1 protein-coding gene is annotated in these 332 nt (G+C 61.4%); it reads left to right on the top strand.

Features of this window, described 5'->3' with window-relative positions; all coding sequences use genetic code 11:
• Window positions 1–30: 30 nt before the first annotated feature.
• Window positions 31–332, top strand: a 302-nt coding sequence (locus tag Q4563_RS17940; protein WP_303605466.1) for an ATP-binding cassette domain-containing protein, incomplete at its 3' end; no start/stop codon positions are given.

The raw sequence follows: 332 nt of genomic DNA, 5'->3' as shown, positions 1-332 counted from the left end.
GGCCCGGTGGTGGCAGCCTGGCAGCTGGGTATGAAAGCATTACAACGGCTTGATCAACTGGCCGCCAGTGATCATGTTGCTGTCGATGGCCGTGAGTTCGTCGGCGACCGGGAGGATCTGGCCGTGGTGCTGGAGCAGTTGCACTATCGCTACCCTGGCCAGCCAGCGGCGGTGTTTGATGGTTTCAGCCATCGTTTTGAAACGCAGGCGGGGCGCACTCGCTGGCATTGGATTTATGGCCCCAGTGGCTGTGGCAAAAGCACGCTGATTGCCTTGCTGGCTGGTCAGTTGCAGGCTTCGGCCGGTGCCATTCGGCTGTCGCTGGACAGCCC

The sequence above is a fragment of the Gilvimarinus sp. 1_MG-2023 genome (assembly GCF_030548285.1).
Note: the sequence above shows the minus strand (reverse complement) of the source record. Positions and strands in the feature narration are given on the sequence as shown.